The 14,686-nt window shown below is 72.0% G+C and carries 11 protein-coding genes and 1 riboswitch; of the genes, 7 read left to right on the plus strand and 4 right to left on the minus strand.

Annotated features, from left to right (window positions below):
• Positions 1-10: 10 nt before the first annotated feature.
• The 5 genes from octT to ABD743_RS32745 all read left to right on the plus strand — a co-directional run bounded on the left by octT (position 11) and on the right by ABD743_RS32745 (position 6,064).
• Complete coding sequence (gene octT / locus ABD743_RS32725) at positions 11-772, plus strand: diglucosylglycerate octanoyltransferase (protein WP_344726710.1); 762 nt, start codon at positions 11-13, stop codon at positions 770-772.
• A gap of 17 nt (positions 773-789) precedes the next feature.
• On the plus strand, positions 790-1,644 hold the full coding sequence (locus tag ABD743_RS32730) for a DegV family protein (protein WP_344726712.1): 855 nt from the start codon (positions 790-792) through the stop codon (positions 1,642-1,644).
• A gap of 179 nt (positions 1,645-1,823) precedes the next feature.
• Complete coding sequence (locus ABD743_RS32735) at positions 1,824-2,309, plus strand: Ig-like domain-containing protein (protein WP_344726714.1); 486 nt, start codon at positions 1,824-1,826, stop codon at positions 2,307-2,309.
• Between the two features lie 216 nt (positions 2,310-2,525).
• On the plus strand, positions 2,526-3,521 hold the full coding sequence (locus ABD743_RS32740; protein WP_344726716.1) for a ComEA family DNA-binding protein: 996 nt from the start codon (positions 2,526-2,528) through the stop codon (positions 3,519-3,521).
• On the plus strand, positions 3,521-6,064 hold the full coding sequence (locus ABD743_RS32745; RefSeq protein ID WP_344726718.1) for a ComEC/Rec2 family competence protein: 2,544 nt from the start codon (positions 3,521-3,523) through the stop codon (positions 6,062-6,064). Before ABD743_RS32740 ends, ABD743_RS32745 begins: the two co-directional genes overlap by 1 nt.
• A 205-nt stretch (positions 6,065-6,269) precedes the next feature.
• Here ABD743_RS32745 and ABD743_RS32750 read toward each other — a convergent pair whose 3' ends face one another.
• Together ABD743_RS32750 and thrC are read right to left on the minus strand one after the other, a co-directional pair.
• Entirely contained in the window at positions 6,270-7,655 is a 1,386-nt protein-coding gene (locus tag ABD743_RS32750; RefSeq protein ID WP_344726720.1) for an MFS transporter, read from the minus strand.
• Between the two features lie 1,130 nt (positions 7,656-8,785).
• On the minus strand, positions 8,786-10,057 hold the full coding sequence (gene thrC, locus ABD743_RS32755) for a threonine synthase (RefSeq protein WP_344726722.1): 1,272 nt from the start codon (positions 10,055-10,057) through the stop codon (positions 8,786-8,788).
• Between the two features lie 8 nt (positions 10,058-10,065).
• A riboswitch (SAM riboswitch) is annotated at positions 10,066-10,182 on the minus strand.
• A 127-nt stretch (positions 10,183-10,309) separates the two neighbouring features.
• On the opposite strand from thrC, the gene holA reads away from it, so the two are divergent.
• Entirely contained in the window at positions 10,310-11,287 is a 978-nt protein-coding gene (holA, locus tag ABD743_RS32760; protein WP_425567014.1) for a DNA polymerase III subunit delta, read from the plus strand.
• A gap of 90 nt (positions 11,288-11,377) precedes the next feature.
• On the opposite strand, the gene rpsT is transcribed toward holA, so the two are convergent.
• A complete protein-coding gene (rpsT, locus tag ABD743_RS32765) occupies positions 11,378-11,638 on the minus strand; it encodes a 30S ribosomal protein S20 (protein ID WP_241037762.1) in 261 nt (86 codons plus the stop codon).
• A gap of 160 nt (positions 11,639-11,798) precedes the next feature.
• Here rpsT and ABD743_RS32770 point away from each other — a divergent pair, with 160 nt between their 5' ends.
• Entirely contained in the window at positions 11,799-12,551 is a 753-nt protein-coding gene (locus ABD743_RS32770) for an alpha/beta fold hydrolase (RefSeq protein ID WP_344726726.1), read from the plus strand.
• Between the two features lie 18 nt (positions 12,552-12,569).
• On the opposite strand, the gene ABD743_RS32775 is transcribed toward ABD743_RS32770, so the two are convergent.
• On the minus strand, positions 12,570-14,468 hold the full coding sequence (locus ABD743_RS32775; RefSeq protein WP_344726728.1) for a GGDEF domain-containing protein: 1,899 nt from the start codon (positions 14,466-14,468) through the stop codon (positions 12,570-12,572).
• Between the last annotated feature and the right edge of the window lie 218 nt (positions 14,469-14,686).

Consider the following 14,686-nt stretch of genomic DNA (forward strand, 5'->3'; position numbering starts at 1 on the left):
ACGACCAGGAATGACCGGAGCAGGTTCCGGGTCCGGCCCGGTCCTCCTGATCCTCGGTGACTCGCTCACTTTCCACGGCCCGCAACGCGCCGAGCCCGCCGATGAGCCCGGACTGTGGCCCAACGTCGCGGCGACCGCGCTCGGTGGTCGCGCGGAGCTCGTCGCCGGGATCGGATGGACGGCCCGCCACGCCTGGCACGCGCTCACCACCGACCCCCGCGTGTGGGCGGTCATGCCGAGGGTCGACGCGCTCGTGCTGGCCGTCGGCGGGATGGACAGCCTGCCGTCGCCACTGCCCACCGCGCTGCGCGAGCTGATCCCGGTGCTGCGCCCTGACGGGCTGCGCCGGGCGGTGCGGGCCGGGTACCGCTCGGCCCAGCCGGGTCTCGCCCGCGCGTTCGCGGCGACGATCCCCGGCGGCGGCCCGGTCGCGCTCCCGCCCCGATTGACCGTCCGCCACCTGGAGCGATGCCGGCAGGCTGTGCTCACGATCCGGCCCGGGATTCCCGTCGTCGCGATGCTGCCGTCGGTCCACCGTGCCGCGGCCTACGGGGAGGTGCACGCCGGTCGGGCCGCGGCCGAGCGCGCCACCCGCGGATGGGCGAGCGAGTGCGGGGTCGCGCTCGTGGACCTGGCGGCCCTGGTCGGCGAGCACGTCCTCGGCGGCCGCGGCAATCCCGACGGCATGCACTGGGGATGGCAGGCGCACGCGGCGGTCGGCGCGGCCTGCGCCGACGCGCTGCGTCCCGCGCTGGGCCGCGCGCGAGCGTGACCATAAAGTTCATCGTTGTGCCCGTCGCTGTCGTGACCGACTCCACCGCGTACCTGCCTTCGGGAGTTGCGGAGGAACGCGGGATCCGGGTGGTGCCGCTGGAGGTACGGCTGGGGCAGCGGGTGGGGCGGGAGGGTTCCGACATCGACACCGCGGAGCTGTGCGTCGCGCTCGCCGACCGGCACCTCGACGTGCAGACCTCCCGACCGGCCCCCGCCGACTTCGCGGACTGCTACAGCGGAGCGCTCGCTGCCGGCGCGGACGGAGTCGTGTCGGTACATCTGTCCCGAGAGCTCTCCGGCACGTGGGATGCGGCGCGGCTGGCAGCGGAGCAGGTCTGCCGGCGGCGCATCCGGATCGTCGACTCTCGGGCGGCTGCGATGGGACTCGGTTATGCAGTGCTGGCCGCCGCGGACGCTGCGGATGCCGGTGGCGACATCGAGGTCGTGGAGGAGGCGGCAACCGACGTCGCCGACCGGTGCCGCGTCTTCTTCTCCGTCGACACCCTCGATCGGCTGCGCCGTGGTGGACGGATCGGGCCGGCGGCGGCGCTCTTCGGTACGGCCCTCGCGGTCAAGCCGTTGCTGCACGTGGCGCAGGGCCGCATCGTCCCGCTGGAGAAGGTGCGGACCACCGCCCGTGCGGTCCAGCGGCTCGTGGAGCTCGCGGTGCGGGCCGCGGGCGACGGACCGGTGGACCTTGCGGTGCACCACCTCGGCGCAGCCGCCCGCGCGGAGGAGGTGGCCGCGCTGTTGCGCGAACGGCTGCCCCAGGCCACACGGCTGCTCGTATCGGAGGTGGGGGCGGTGATCGGGGCGCACGTCGGGCTGGGGCTGCTCGGCGTGGTGGTGGTGCCGAAGCGCGATCGGTGACGGTCGTGTGCAACCAGATCGGTTGACGCAGCACGGGCCGGTCGACCTCGCGTCGCGATCCGTTCTTACTCACGGTATTCGGATCGGTCGGCTTGACCCGGCAGCCGAGTGAACCACCCCTGTCAGGTGAACAATGATTCCCGGCCTTTGAACCCGCTCGTTATCTGTGCATGACAAGTATGAGCACCAGATTCGGCCACGGGTGGGGGCGCCGTCGCATCGCGCTGGCGTTCATAGCGCTTGCCGCGTTGCTGGCGTTCGCGCCGCAAGCTTCGGCTCAGCCCGCACAGTCGTCAACGACGGCGCAGGCATCGCCTGCGTCGGCGACTGTCGGGGAGGAGGTCGTCCTGATGGCAACAGTCACCTGTTCAGCACCGCCCGGCGGCGGTCTCGGCGTAACCTTCTTCGACGGTGCGAATCTGCTGGACACGGTGCCGGTCGACGCCAACGGGAGTGCATCGCTGGCGACCTCTTTTGACACTACCGGCACCCACGAGATCACGGCTGCCTACAACGGCAACGACAACTGCGGGGCCTCGAATGACACCACGACGGTGGAGATTTCGGACGCACCGCCGCCGCCTCCCCCGCCGGTCGGGGGTCTGTTCAATTTCGAAAACTTTTTCAATGGCAACACCTTCAACAACATCGGCAATATTGACTAGCGGTACTCGTTCCGGTGATGTTTCGGGTGTGATGGCCTCCTGGCTGCGGCCCTTCTTCTGGGCTGGGCCGCAGCTGACCTCAAGCAAGGAGGGCTGGGCCGACAGATCACAGCAGGGGAGGTTGTGGTGGGGGCGAGTTGTCCCCATCATCGGTCGGCCGTCCACAGGTTAGGAAGTCGTCCGGGCCGGGCGCCGTTCCGGACCTAGCGTCGAGCCGTGGCCCGACCCGACCCTCCCTCCCCACCCGCACGGTTGGCGGCCGTGCTCGCGGCTCCGTCCGGGATGCCCCGCCAGGCGGCCGGGGCCCACGGGCCGGGTGATGTTGGTTGGGCGTGGGAAGCGGGACAGGACGGTGAGCCGCCCACGGTGCCGGTCCCGTCGGCCGGGCCGGTCGGGCCGCATCCCCCGCCGAACGACCGGCAAGTCGGTGGAGCTCTGCGCCGCCTGTTGCCTGCCGCCTGGCAGGGCGCGCGGATCGATCCGGGTCGGCCCGGCGCCACCGCGTTGGCGCTCATCGCGGCAGCGGCGGCGGTCGTGGCCGCCGTCGGCGTCTGGGTGGAACGGCCGCGCGCGGAGCCCGTCGGCGCGCCGCCGGGGCTGGCCGTGGTCAGCGACGAGGCCGCCGGTGAGCCGCCCGGTGAGCAGGCCACCGAGCCGATTGACGCCAGGCCGATCGCCGCCGGGCCGCCGGCCGGGGCCGAGCCGGGCGCTCCGGCTGGTCCGACCCCGGCCGCCGGTGCGAGCCCACCGCAGCCGTCCGTGCCGCTCGTCGTCAGCGTCTCGGGCCGGGTCCAGCGGCCCGGGCTCGTCGAGGTTCCCGCGGGTGCCAGGGTCGCCGACGTCGTGCACGCGGCGGGTGGCGCGCTCCCGGGCACCGACCTGGCCGCGGTCAACCTCGCTCGGCGGGTGGTCGACGGCGAGCAGGTTGCGGTCGGGGTACCGCCTGCGCCGGATGCCGTGCCCGCCGCAGGTGCCGGCGGTCCGGTACCGCTCGGCCCGGCGCGTCCCGGTGCCCCTCCCGGCCGGGTGGATCTCAACACCGCCACGGTGGAGCAGCTCGACGTGCTGCCGGGAGTCGGGCCCGTCACCGCCCAGCGCATCCTCGAGTGGCGCACGCGCCACGGCCGGTTCGCCCGCGTGGAACAGCTACGCGAGATCGAGGGAATCGGCGAGCGTCGGTTCGCCCAGTTGCGCGAGCTGGTCAAGGTCTGATGCGCGCCCGCGATCCCGGCGAGCCCCGGCGCCCGCCCGATCTACGGCTCGTGCCCGCTGCTCTGGCGGTGTGGGCCGTCATGCTGATCGGTATCGGGTTCGGGCCCGTCGGCGCTCTCGGCGCCGGTGCAGCCGCCACGGTGATACTCGCCGTCTTCACGATGCCGGCGCTGCGACCGAGGCGCGGCGCACCCGCCGTGCTGGCAGCCGCGGGCTGTGCGGCAGCCGCAGCCGTGGTGGCCACCGCGCACACCCTGCTCCTCGTCCAGCATCCTCTGCGGGAACCGGCCGAGCGGGGAGCGGCGGCGACGCTGCGTGTGATGCTCCGCGACGACCCGCGGCCGATCCGCACCGAGGCCTACGGTTCCAGCCCTGGCACCGCCGGGCAGGTCCTGATTCCGTCCGTGCTGGCCGGAGCGCAGGTCGATGCCGGCCACTGGAGCGCGGGCGGGAGGGTGCTGCTCATCGCGCCGGCCGACGGGTGGGTCGGGTTGCTGCCGGGACAGAGCGCCACTGCCGAGGGCCTGCTGGCCCCCGCCGGTCGACTGGATCTCACGATCGCCGTGTTGCGGGTGCGCGGGCCGCCCCACGAGGTCACGCCGGCGCCGTGGTGGCAGCACGCGGCCGGTGGGCTGCGCAGCGGCTTACGTGAGGCCGCCGCCGCTGTGCTGCCGCCCGCACCGGCCGGACTGCTCCCCGGGTTGGCGGTCGGCGACACCGCCGGTCTCACCTCCGAGGTGGAGGCCGACTTCAAGGCCGCGGGTCTCACCCACCTGCTGGCCGTGTCCGGCGCGAACCTCGCCATCGTCGGGGGCACGGTGCTGGCCCTGCTGCGGCTGCTGCGAGCCGACCCTCGGCTCGCAGCAGCGCTGAGTGCCGCGGCGATCGCCGGGTTCGTGGTGCTCGCCCGCCCGTCGCCGAGCGTGGTGCGGGCCGCCGCGATGGGCGCAGTGGTGCTGCTCGCGCTGGCGCTCGGGCGGGGCCGCTCCGCGCTCCCGGCGCTGGCCGTGGCCGTGCTGGTGCTGTTGCTGATGGATCCGGCGCTGGCCGTCGACCCCGGGTTCGCGCTGTCCGTGCTGGCCACTGCCGCTCTGGTGCTCCTCGCCCCCGGGTGGACCGACGCCATGCGTCGGAAGGGCGTGCCCACATGGGCGGCGGAGGCTCTCGCGGTCCCCGCCGCGGCGTTCCTCGTCACGGCGCCCCTGGTGGCCGGGCTCAGCGGAGAGGTGAGCCCGATCGCGGTGGTCGCCAACCTGCTCGCCGTGCCTGCGGTCGCCCCGGCGACCGTGCTCGGAGTGCTCGCCGCGGTGTTGTCTCCGCTCGGTTCCGCACCGGCTCAGGCGTGCGCCTGGCTGGCCGGGCCGGCGGTGGGATGGCTCGTCCAGGTCGCCGACCGAACGGCGGCCGTGCCGGGTGCGGTGCTTCCGTGGCCCGACGGGCTCACCGGTGCCCTCCTGCTCGGCGGACTGGTGCTGGTGCTGCTCGTGCTCGGCCGGTCGCGGCGGTGGCGGCCGATGCTGCTCGCGGTGCTCGTCGGGCTGGGGCTGGTCCTCGTGCCTACGCGGCTCGTTCCGCCGGGATGGCCACCTGCCGGGTGGGCCGTGGTGGCATGCGACGTCGGACAGGGCGACGCGGTGGTGCTCGCCACCGGCCGTCCGGGCTGGGTGGTGCTGGTCGACGCCGGCCCTGGTGACGGACCGGTTGATGCGTGCCTCGATCGGCTCGGTGTGCAGGGCATCGCCATGGTCGTGCTCAGCCATCTGCATGCCGACCATGTCGGCGGCCTGGCGGGAGCAGTGCGCGGGCGGCCGGTAGGAGCAATCGCTGTCGGCCCGGTGCACGAGCCGCACTGGGCGTTGCGAACCGTGGCGCGCCGGGCCGCGGAGGTCGGCGCACCTTTGGTGGCACTGACGGCAGGGCAGCGTCTCCGGTGGCCAGGGCTCACCGTGGACGTGCTCGCTCCCCGGCATCCGGCTTCCGGTGTGGATCCCGACGACGGCACGGCGGTCAACGACGGCTCGCTGGTGCTGCGGGCCACCATGCCGGCGGCCACCGCGTTGCTCACCGGCGACGTCGAACTCGCAGCTCAGGCCGACCTGCTGGCGTCCGGAGCCGACCTGCGCGCCGACGTGCTCAAGCTGCCGCACCACGGCTCTCGCTACACGTCGGACAGCTTCCTCACCGCCGTCACCCCGCGCACGGTGTTGGTGAGCGTCGGTGCGGGAAACCGGTACCGGCACCCCGATCCCGGCCTGCTCGGCGGGCTCGAGCAGCGGGGAGCGGTGGTGCGGCGCACCGACATCCATGGCGACATCGCAGTCGTCGCCGACGTGGCAGCGACCGGCGGCGCCCCGCAGAGCACACCCCTGCAGGTCGTCAGCAGAGGCAGCCCGTTGCCGGCTCCGCGCCGCGGCCCGTCATGGCGTCCGCCGCTCCGCCCCGTCCCCCGCCCGCAGCGCTGTGCCACCGGCGCTGTAGCGGACACCGGCCGGCTGGGCCGCTGTTGCGTCGGGCGGGCGTGCGGCGGCGTCGTCGGGATGTAGGCCCCGGTCAGCGTGATCCCCCGGGGCTGCGTCCACCAGGCCAGGGCCCAAGGCTCGGCCAGTGGGCTCAGAGACCGCGCTGACCACGGCTGCCGGACGATCGTGCCGGGGCACACGGGGCTGCACCAGTCGTGGCCGTCCTCCCTGCCCGGGAGGGACGAGTCAAGCCCCGCGGGCGGTCGACTCGCCGAGTCGGGTGGGAAGGTCAGGTGAGGCCTCTGAGTTCGGCGGCGCGTTCCTCTCCGGGCTCGAGGCCGACGCCGAGACGGAGGTAGGCGAGCGAGACCAAGCTCGTCAGGGAGATCCCGACGACCCAGACCGCGACGGCGAGGCCGTTGCCACCGCCGACGGCCAGGAGAGCGGTCGAGACGATCGGGGTGAGCGCGCCACCCACCACGGACGAGATCTGGAAGGCGACGGACGCTCCGCTGTAGCGCACCTGCGCGGGAAACAACTCGGCGAGCAAGGTGGCCTGCGGCCCGTTCACCGTTCCGACGGTGAGACCGGAGACCGCATACGCGATGAGCGCCGCCGGGTACGAACGGCTGTCGAGGAGGAGGAAGAACGGGATCGCCCAGACCACCATGGACACCAGCCCGAGCACGGTCAGCGGTCTCACACCCAGGTGTTCGGAGACCCTGGCGGACACGAGGATCCCCAGGAAGAACGTTATTCCGTACATCCCGGAGAGCAGGAGCATCGCGGTGGGGGAGAAGCGCAGGACCTGCTGTCCGTACGGGATGAGATAGACCGAGAGCAGCAGCCCTACCGCGGGGGACGCGGTGACGGCGAGGGTGCCCGCAACGAGTGCTCTCGGGTGCTCGCGGACGAGTGTCCCGAGGGGGAACCGCACGAGCTGTCGTGACTCGCGCACGCGATCGAACGCCGGGCTTTCACGCAGACACAGGCGCACGATCACCCCCGCGACGACCAGTGTGATGCTCAGGAGGAAAGGAATTCTCCATCCCCACGTCTGGAACTGCTCCCTCGATATCAGCGTGCTGCAGAGCAACGTGATCGCGGTTGCCAGAACCAGGCCCGCCGGGTTGCCCAACTGAGGGAGTGAGCCGTAGACGATCCGGCGGCTCGGCGGTGCGTGCTCGACGGCCATGAGCACCGCGCCGCCCCACTCGCCGCCGAGGCCGACGCCCTGGATGATTCGGCAGAGCACGAGCAACGCGGGTGCCGCCGCGCCGATGCCGGAATAGGTGGGCAGCAGGCCGGTCACGAACGTCGCGCCGCCCGCAGTGACCAAGGAGACCACAAGCAGGCGCTTGCGCCCGATGCGGTCACCGAAGTGGCCGAACAGGACGGCTCCGACCGGGCGCACCAGAAAGCCCACGAGAAACGTGCTCAGCGATGCCAGTGTCCTGGCGGCGGGCGAGAAGGACGGAAAGAACCTGCTGGCGAAGACCAGGCTGGCGGCCAGCCCGTAGATGAAGAAGTCGTAGAAATCGATCGTCGTGCCGATGAGACTTGCGGCGGCGGCGCGACGGGCCTGATGCGCGGAGCGCGAGTGTCTATCCGGAAAGCGCGGAGTTCCGCTGTCGGATCCGGAACTGCAGGCACATTTATCACTCCCGTCGGCCACGGCGAACCCTTCTGTCGTCGGTGTTGCGCTGCTGGGATGACGCTCTGCCGGGCGCCGGAATCGACCTCTGTGCCGGTCGGCTTCGGTGATCCGGGTGAATCCGATCGGTCGGATGAAAATCGTTGCGGCGAACACACGCTACCGACGCGGGAATGTTGCGATTGAATGTTCTGGATCACACTCGGGAAGGTGTCCCGGTCGTCCGCCGTGGCCGAACCGGACGATTTGCTCTGCTTTGTGACGCCTGGGGACGTGCCGTCGTGCCGTCCGTCTGCGGAGCCGGCCGACCGGCCGGATCCTTCGTCGTCCATTGGCTACGCGCCGAACGCGTGCTTCTGTGGCAGCGTCTCTGGCCTGAACCGCGGTGGTGACCGGCGCTGTGATCGGCAAGAGTCGGTCGAAGCCGGACGGATCTTCAGCGGGGAAGATGAAAGGCGGCCGCTCAGTTGGAACAGTCCGTCCGCCGTTATTTCGAACTGCGGATCCGCCGCGTGCAACGGGATCGCGAGGTGACCTGGCGCAGCGGAATGCGGGCACTCGTGAGTGGATCGCTGCTGTTCTTGGCCAGAGTCGTGATCTCCATGGAATTCGCTGCGCCGGAACTGGACGGGAACAGCACGTGAACGAGCACACCACGTCCGTGGCCGAGGCCGAACCGAAGCCACTGAACAACCGGTGGCCGTGCAGCCTGCGGGGCTGTCGCCGTGAGATCCGGGTGTCGCGGGTGCGCCGGGCACGGCAAGGTGACCAGCGGTGGCCGACGACGACGTCCAGAACTTCGTGCGGGCGTACGGTGTGGTCGCGGTGCTGCTCGCGTGGGCGACCCTGCACCTGAGCCAGGCGTTACGCCCAACTCCACCCTGCTGCCCGACGAGCCACCGTTCTCCGTTCCGGGCCCGCCGAGGCCGACGCTGCTCCACTTCGCCTGGCTGCAGGCGGCTCGGTGCGCTCACCCCTGCAGGTCCTCAGCAGGAGCAGCCCGTTGCCGACTCGACGCCGCAGCCCGTCATGACGTGCATCCCTCCGCCGTGTTCCCGGCCCGCAGCGCTGTCTGGGTGCAGGCCCCGGGTCATGCGTCCCCCCCCGGGGCTGCGTCCCACCAGGCCGGGGCCAAGGCCCGGCCGGTGGACTCAGAGACCGCGCTCGGCGAGGGCCTCGCGCACGGCCTTGCTGGTCGATGGCACCGTGGCCGACGGGCCGATCTGGCCGGCCACCGCGTCGAGGGTCTTGAGACCGTCGCCGGTGATCAGCAGTACCGTCTCGGCGTCGGGGTCGAGCGCGCCCGACTCCACCAGCTTCTTCGTGGTGGCCACGGTGACTCCACCAGCGGTCTCGGCGAAGACACCCTCGGTGCGTGCGAGCAACCGGATGGCGTCCACCACCTCGGCGTCGCTGACGTGCGCGATCGCGCCACCGGTGCGGCGCACCGCGTCGAGGACGTAGGGGCCGTCGGCGGGGTTGCCGATCGCGAGTGAGCGGGCGATCGTGTCGGGGCGTACGGGCTGCACCACGTCGTGGCCGTCCTCGAACGCCTTGGCCACCGGCGAGCAGCCCGTGGCCTGCGCACCGAACACGCGGTAGGGCGTGGCGTCCACAAGGCCCAGCTTTCCGAGCTCGGTGAAGCCCTTGTCCACCTTGGTCAGCTGCGACCCCGATGCCACGGGCACCACGATCTGCTGCGGCAGGCGCCATCCGAGCTGCTCGGCCACCTCGTAGCCGAGGGTCTTGGAGCCCTCGGCGTAGTACGGCCGCACGTTGACGTTGACGAACGCCCAGTCCTCGTGCTCGGCGGCGAGCTCGGTGGCCAGCCGGTTCACGTCGTCGTAGTTGCCGTCCACCGCGAGCAGCGTGCCGTCGTACACGGCGGTGGTGAGCACCTTCGCCTGCTCCAGCGACGACGGGATGAGCACGACCGAGTCCCACCCGGCACGTGCCGCCGCGGCGGCCACTGCGTTGGCGAGGTTGCCCGTGGACGGGCACGCGAGCACCGAGAAGCCCAGCTCGCGTGCGGCGGCGAGCGCCACGGCCACCACGCGGTCCTTGAAGGAGTGGGTCGGGTTGCCGGTGTCGTCCTTGACCCACAGGTTGCGCAGGCCCAGAGCGGCGCCCAGGCGGTCAGCCTTGATCAGGCGGGTGAGGCCGGGCTCGGTGTTGGGGTGCTCCTGCACGGTGGAGGGCACGGGAAGGAGCTGGCGGTAGCGCCAGATCGACTTCGGGCCGGCCTCGATGGACTCGCGGGTGACGGTGCCGAAGTCGTAGGCGACCTCGAGCGGCCCGAAGCACTGCGGGCAGGCGAACTCCGCGGCGAGCGGGATCTGGTGGCCGCACTCGCGGCAGGAGAGGGCGCGAGCGGGCCCGAGGTCGTACGAGGTGGTGGCCGAGGCGTCGGCAGTCAAGGTCATGAGAAGTCTCCTCATCTTTCCCGCATCGTGCGGGTCGGAATTGGCACCGTGATCGAACGCGTGAACGCGCATCGCCGGTTGCCGGGGCTTCGCCGGGCCGTTCCCTCTGCCCCTCTGGATGAGCCATCTGAAGTTGTGCCCGGAGGTTCGGACCGCCGGATGTCCGACACGTTACGACACGATCGACTCGAATCCCAACCGTGGCCCACGATCTGGGAGGCGGCTCACGCGCTGTCGGTGCCGTGCGCGAGCATGGACGCCGTGCCCGCGCCATCCGCACCTGCGCCGCTGCACCTCGTCCTCGGCGAGGAGGAGCTGCTGGTCGAGCGCGCCGTCGAGCAGGTGGTGGCCGAGGTCAGGATCGGCGAGCCCGGCGCCGAACTGCGCCGGTATCGGGCGGCCGATCTCACACCCGCCGACCTGGCCGACAATCTCAGCCCGTCGCTCTTCGCCGAGGGCCGGGTGATCGTTCTGCAGTCGGCCCACGAGGTGGGCAAGGATCTGGCGGCGGCGATCGTCCAGCAGTCCGCCGATCCGGCCGAGGGCATCGTGCTGGTCGTGGTCCATGCGGGGGGCGCGCGCAACAAGCCGCTCGCCGACGCGCTGCGCAAGGGCGGCGCCGTCGTCACCACGTGCAACAAGATCACACGCTTCGAGGAACGGGCCGACTTCGTGCGGGCCGAGGCGCGGCGGGCCGGCGGTCGGATCGCGCCCGACGCCGTGGGCGTCCTCATCGAGGCGGTGGGGTCCGACCTACGGGAGCTCGCCGCCGCGGTGGGCCAGCTCGTGGCCGACACGGGCGGCAAGGTGGACGAGCACGCGGTGCGCCGCTACCACCGGGGGCGGGCCGAGGCGTCGGGGTTCACGGTGGCCGACAAGGTGATGGCGGGCGACCGGGCCGGGGCGCTGGAGGCCCTGCGTTGGGCGATGGTGCTCGGTGTGGCGCCGGTGCTGGTGGCCGACGCGCTGGCCGACGGCCTGCGCACGCTGGCCAAGGTGGGCGCGGCAGGCCGCGGCGATCCGAACCGGCTCGCGGGCACGCTCGGAATGCCGCCGTGGAAGATACGCAAGGCCCAGTCGCAGGTTCGAGCGTGGCAGCCGGAGGCGCTCGCAGTGGCCTTCGAGGCCGCCGCCGAGGTGAACGCCGACGTCAAGGGCGCGGCTGCCGATGCCGGCTATGCCCTTGAACGGGCAGTGCTGCGGATCTGCGCGGCTCGCGAGAGCCGCTGAGCGCATCCCTCGGGGATGCGCGTCCGAGTCGCGCCGGACACGCCACAACGGCGCCGCCCCGGAGGGGGCAGCGCCGTTGGGAGAGCCTGATCAGAGCGCGGCGACGCGCTTCGACAGCGCCGACTTGCGGTTGGCCGCCTGGTTCTTGTGGATGACGCCCTTGCTGGCTGCCTTGTCCAGGGCCCGGGCCGCCGCGCGCTGCAGCTCGGTGGCCTTCTCGTTCTCGCCGGCCTCCACAGCCTCACGGAAGCGCCGCACCGCGGTGCGCACGGAGGACTTGACCGACTTGTTGCGCTGGCGGCGCTTCTCGTTGGTCTTGACCCGCTTGATCTGGGACTTGATGTTGGCCACGCGAATGCCTCGAGTTCTTCTTCGCCTTGTTCCGGTCCGCACCGGCGGCGGGGATCGTGCGTTCACGCCGGGCGCTCAGCGATCCATGCTACAGCCCGGCGACGACCAGGCGGAAATCGGCCCGGGTCCCCGCACCGAGAGTGACGCCTAGGCTACGTGCGTGACTGTGGTTCTGGTGCATGGCAACCCCGAGACCGAGGCAATCTGGGACCTGCTGAGCGAGCGGCTCGCCGCCCGCGGTCGGACAGACCAGGTGCGGTTGTCGCCGCCAGGCTTCGGCGCTCCGGTGCCGGACGGGTGGACGGCGAGCGTCGACGAGTACCGCGACTGGCTGGTGGCCGAGCTGGAGAGGATCGGGGAACCGGTCGACCTGGTCGGTCACGACTGGGGCGGCGGCCACGTGCTCAACGTCGCGATGAGCCGTCCCGACCTGCTGCGCAGCTGGTGCTCGGACGTCGTCGGCATCTATGACCCCGACTACGTGTGGCACGACCTCGCGCAGATCTGGCAGGCGCCCGGCAAGGGCGAGGAGGCGATCGAGGCTCGCCTCGCCATTTCCGACGAGCAGGCCGCGGAAGGCCTGGTCGCCCTCGGCATGGACGCGGGGGTGGCGCAGCGCGTCGCTCCCGGCTTCGACGCCGTGATGGGGCGGTGCATCCTGGCGCTCTACCGCTCGGCCGCCCAGCCGGTGCTCCGCGACCTCGGCGCGCGGCTGCCGGATGCAGCAGCGCGCCCGGGGCTCGCTCTGATCGCCACCGAAGATCACTTCGTGGGTACCGACGAGCAACGCCGACGCGCCGCTGCTCGGGCGGGGGCTCGCGTGGGGATGCTCGACGGGCTCGGACACTGGTGGATGACCCAGGATCCCGACCGGGGCGCGGCCGTGCTCACCGAGTTCTGGGAGTCCCTGTGACCCGTGGGCGCGTGTCGGCTAGTCGGACGGGACGGAAGCTGCGCTCGGCCTTCCCACTCGCGAGGTGACCGTCGCCGGTGTCGCCGAGTTCGACGACACGGACGTTGACGTCAGGGTGGACATGACGCGCTTGGAGTGGACGGGCCCGGACTCCGCCGCGGTGGCTGCGGCCGGGGCGACCGCACCGGACACGACGGTGTTGCCGCCTGCGTGCTTGGCCCGGTACATCGCGGCGTCCGCGGCCGCGAGCGCCGCAGCGGGGTCGCCGTCCAGCGGGGCGCGCACCACGCCGACCGACATCGTGACGCCGGCGGCGACCTCGACCGGCAGCGCCGCCACGGCGTCGGCGGCACGCTGCAGCGCCGCTCGAGCCTCCGCGGGTGGGGTGGCCGGCATGACGACGACGAACTCGTCGCCGCCGTAGCGGGCCACCAGGTCGTGGGAGCGCAGGATCGTGCGCAGGCACGTCGCCACCTCGCGCAGAACGGCGTCACCCGCGGCGTGCGAGCGGTCGTCGTTGACGTCCTTGAACCGGTCGAGGTCGATCAGGGCGACGGCGCACGGTTGGGCGGACGGCGTGGTCACGGCCTCGGCGAGCCGCAGGTCCAGCGCACGTCGGTTGGGCAGCCCGGTGAGCGGATCTTGCAGCGCCTGCGCGGCCACTGCGCCGTGTTCGAGTGCGAGCCGGTGGTGCTCGGAGTGGCTGCGCAGGGCCGTGAGCCGCGCCTCGCGCAGCGCCCAGAGCTCGGACTCCAGGGCCTCGGCGTAGCGGGCGAGGGCGTCGGGCCGCCGGGGCGCACCGTGGGCGAGGCCGTCCATCTTCGCGAACTCGCGGTGCAGGGCGAGGGAGAGCACCGCATCCGGGGTGGAGATGCGCAGCTCCGTCTGCAGCGGCGCGAGCGCCGCGGCCGCGGCGGCGGGCCTGCCGGCGGCCAGCAGACAGCGCGCCGTGGCGATGGCGAGCATCATGCGGTCCTCGGTGAAGTGGGTGGTCCGCTCCAGCGAGACGAGCAGGTCGATCTGGTCGGGGGTCGGCTGCTTCAGGGCGTAGGCGGTGCTGAGGATCGAGCATCCAGCGATGGCCGCCGACCCGTCGTCGTGAATTCCGTGCGCGGGGCCCCAGAGCAACGCAGCGGCGTGAGCGGCCTGTGCGGCCCCGACGAAACGGGTGGATGCGGCCGCGTCCCGTCCTCCGCGCTCGAGGCGCAACGCCCAGGACAACTGCAGCCGCACGCGGTTGAGCTGGTGGATGAGGCGGTCCATCGTCGGAGCCCCGCCGCTCTCGGCCACCGCGATCCCCCGTTGAGAGACCTCGTCGGCCAGCTCGTGCGAGCCGAGCTTGAGGAGCACGAGCACCAGCCCGTTGAGGCTCCGCGACAGCAGGCGCGACCATTCCTTCGGATCCTCGCCCGGCATCGGGGAGGTGAGGTCGGTGAGGATGGCGTGCGCCGCTGCGGTGTCGGCGAGGGCGTTCTCCCCCTGGCAGAAGGTGACGGTGCGAAGTGCGCGCAGGGTGGCCGCCTCGCCGAGCCTGCGGGGGTCGTTGTCGAGCTCGGCGAGCTCCGTGTACTCCTGCAGCAGCGCCTCGACCTCTGTCCGCACGGTGTCCGCCTCGACGTGCGTCGTGAGGTCGGGGTCGTAGATCCGGATCATGATGCACATCCGGAGCAGCTCGGACACCACCGTGGACGGGCGGTCGTGACGCGCGTCGACGAGCAGCGCGTCCAGCCCGGCACGAGCGGCGGTGCGCCCTTCGGCTGCCGCCCGCTGCTGCCAGCGGAACTTGTCGGTGGCTCGGACGATGAGCTGTTCGTCGGTGATCCGGTGGGCGTCCTGCGGGCACCGGCAATTGGGCTCACCTGCCACGAGGACACACTCGCTCGGGACAGTGATCGCCACGGACGAGCGCGATGTCACGGATCGCTCCCCTTGAGGGCCATCGGGTTGCTCGGGTGAACGCCGGAGCTGGGGTTCCGACGCGCGTGAGGCGCAGGAGCTCCTCCGTCGCTCCGCGACCGCACGATCTCGTCATGGTGGCACGTGATCCGCTCGAGCGGGGAGTTCAGGCTTCGGCCTTGCTGCACCGTTTGCGGAGAGTGATCGAAAAACAACCGATCGTCGTAATCCGGCGGTAC

Source organism: Pseudonocardia yunnanensis (assembly GCF_039534065.1).
GTDB lineage: Bacteria > Actinomycetota > Actinomycetes > Mycobacteriales > Pseudonocardiaceae > Pseudonocardia > Pseudonocardia yunnanensis.